This window comes from Solihabitans fulvus (assembly GCF_008386585.1).
GTDB lineage: Bacteria > Actinomycetota > Actinomycetes > Mycobacteriales > Pseudonocardiaceae > Solihabitans > Solihabitans fulvus.
Genome location: NZ_VUOB01000046.1, coordinates 1 through 2,622 on the forward strand (window position 1 = coordinate 1; position 2,622 = coordinate 2,622).

Sequence of the window (2,622 nt, forward strand, 5' to 3'; positions counted from 1 at the left end):
AGTGCGGCCCGATCCGGGGCAGGTATTCGGTATTTCGTTTGTGTCTGAACCTTATCCGATCGGTTTTTCCTCTGTCAAATCGGCCGGTTCGGGTCGATCTGGGCGAGAAGTCGCCGTTCTTCATTCAGTTCAGGTAGTCATTTTTTGCCCGGGTCCGTTCCCCGCAGCCTTTCGGCTTGGGCCCGTTCCGCGCTGGCCTGGAGAAAGTTACACGCGGCCGATCACCGGGTCAAATCGGGGCGTGACCTGCGGAAACGCAGAGAAACCGCAGGTCGCCGCCGATCGAGGTCTAGCGAGGAGAGTTGGAAGTTTCTGCGATGACGCTCAGCGCGCGATCGATGCCGGTCAGTGCCTCGATCGAGGCGCCGCTGTCGGCGACGAAACCGTCCGGGCGGAGCAGCAGGAATCCCGCTCCCCCGCGTCCGGTGAAGTGCTCGTGCGCCAGCACGCCGGGAAAGCGGTCCGCCAGCGCGCGTCCCGCCCGGTCGAGGTCGCCGCCGCTGACCCCGAGGGTGAGCAACCGGAGGCCTGCGGTCGGCTCGGCCGGGTCCGGCACCCAGGTCGGGGTGCGGCTGCCGCGCTGCGGGAGCGCCCGTGACCTGCCGCGACGCTGGTCGCGCGGCGACCGCGTGCCGAACAGGACGTCGGGGTAGCGGGTGAGGCGGCCGGCCAGCATCGGCGCGTACCAGCTGCGCAGCGCGCCGGTCGCGTCGAGCAGCGCCCAGACGGCGTTGCGCACCCTGGACCCGATCGGGCCGACGACCGCCTGCTTGGCCATCCGGCTGGTCGCCTTCACGACCTGTTCGGCCGCCGCCCGCCGCTCGACGCTGTAGCTGTCCAGCACGGCCGGAGCGAACCGACCGTCGATCACCCCAGCGAGCTTCCACGCGAGGTTGCGGCCGTCCTGCACGCCCAGGTTGAGGCCCTGGCCGCCGACGGCGGAGTGCACGTGCGCCGCGTCGCCGACCAGGAACATCCTGCCCTGCCGCAGGGTCGCGGCGATGCGTTCCTGGCTGGTGAAGGTTCCCAGCGTGGTGAAGGTGGTGAACCGCAGGCCGCCGGGGCCGCGCTCGTCCAGCACCCGCTGCGCCGTCTCCTCGGTCACCGGCAAGTCGGGGGCGATCGGCCCGGACACCCGGACGCGGCCCTCCGGCAGCGGCGACAGCAGCATGACGCCGTTCGCGCGCAGGAAGTAGTGCACCTCGTTCCGGTCGAACGCCCCGGACAGCTCGCCCTCGGCCAGCAGGAACGTCGTCGGCACCGCGTCCCCGGCGAACTCGACGCCCGACTGCTGGCGCACCGTGCTGCCGATCCCGTCCGCGCCGATCAGCCAGGCGGCCTCGATCGACTCGACGCCGTCCGGCCCCATCGCGTGCACGACCACAGAGTCGCCGCGCTCGTGCACCTCGACCACGCGCGTGGACTGCTCGACCCGGCCACCCAGCTTCTCCAGCGCCGCGACCAGCAGCCGGCCGGTCTCCTCCTGGGGCAGCAGCAGCGGCTCGTTGTCGGAGCCGAGTTCGATCCGCAGCACCTTGCCGTCGCCCATGTGATAGGCCAGCGCCTTGGCCCGGACGCCCCTCGCCTCGGCGTCGGTCAGGACGCCGAGTTCGGCGAGGACCTCCAGGGTCGGCGGCCAGAGGATGATCGCCCGCGAGCCCTTGGCCGGCTCCGGCTCGGCGTCCAGCACCCGAACCGGGACGCCGAGCCGGAGCAGCTCGCAGGCCGCGACCAGCCCGCACGGGCCGGCTCCCACCACGACCACCGGCTTGTTCTGCACGTCCACATCTGCTCCCTCGTTTGTCAACCGAGCCCCGCCAGCCAGGCGCGCACCGACTCGGCGGTGGACGCGGCGTGCTCCTCCAGCACCGTGAAGTGATCGCCGGGCACGTCCACCACGTCGTGTCGCGCCGGCCAGCAGGCGCGGCCGTCGGCGGCCCGGACCAGCAGGGTCGGCGCGGTCGTCTCGGCGGGTTGCCAGCCGTCCAGCAACCGCAGGTAGCCGCCCATCGCGGTGAGCCTGGTGTCGTCGACCGCGTCCAGTCGCGCGGCCATTCCCTCGAACACCTCGGGTTGCTCGGCGAGGGCGGCATGGTCCAGGGGTCGGCTGTCGATCAGCACGAGCGCGTCCGGGGCGCGTCCCTGCTCGGCGAGCCGTCTGGCGACGGCGTTGGCGAGGAGCCCGCCCGAGGAGTAGCCGACCAGGGCGAAGGGGCGGTCGGTCACGGCGGCGGTCACCGCGGCGGCCAGGTGGCTTGCCGCCGCGTCGACTGTCGCCGGCAGCGGCTCGCCCGCCAGGAAGCCGGGCAGCGGCAGGCCGAGCACGCGGTGGTCGCCGCGCAGTGGCGCGGCGAAGCGCGCGTACTGGTGCGGGCCGGAGGTGGCGAGCGCGGTCGGCAGGCACACCAGGACGCGGCCGTCGCCGTCGACGAGGTCGACCGGGGCGGCCGGCGTGGTCGGTTCGTCCACGGTCGCGCGGAACTGGGCTGCGGTGCTCAGCAGGGCGGTGAACTCGGCCGCGTTGCCCTGCCGCACCGCGCGCAGGAACAGGTTCGCCAGGGAGTTGTCGTCCGAGGTCGGGACCGGGGCCGATCCGCTCAGCTCGGCGTGCAGGCGGTCGGC

Annotated in this window: 2 protein-coding genes; both read right to left on the bottom strand. The window is 72.7% G+C overall.

The window, feature by feature from the left end; genetic code table 11:
• Window positions 1–289 precede the first annotated feature (289 nt).
• Window positions 290–1,786 (bottom strand): FAD-dependent monooxygenase, encoded by a 1,497-nt coding sequence (locus F0L68_RS25150; RefSeq protein ID WP_223199114.1) that lies wholly within the window; start codon window positions 1,784–1,786, stop codon window positions 290–292.
• A 17-nt stretch (window positions 1,787–1,803) separates the two neighbouring features.
• Window positions 1,804–2,535, bottom strand: coding sequence for an alpha/beta fold hydrolase (locus F0L68_RS45525; protein WP_438672317.1), 732 nt, complete (start codon window positions 2,533–2,535; stop codon window positions 1,804–1,806).
• Window positions 2,536–2,622 lie beyond the last annotated feature (87 nt).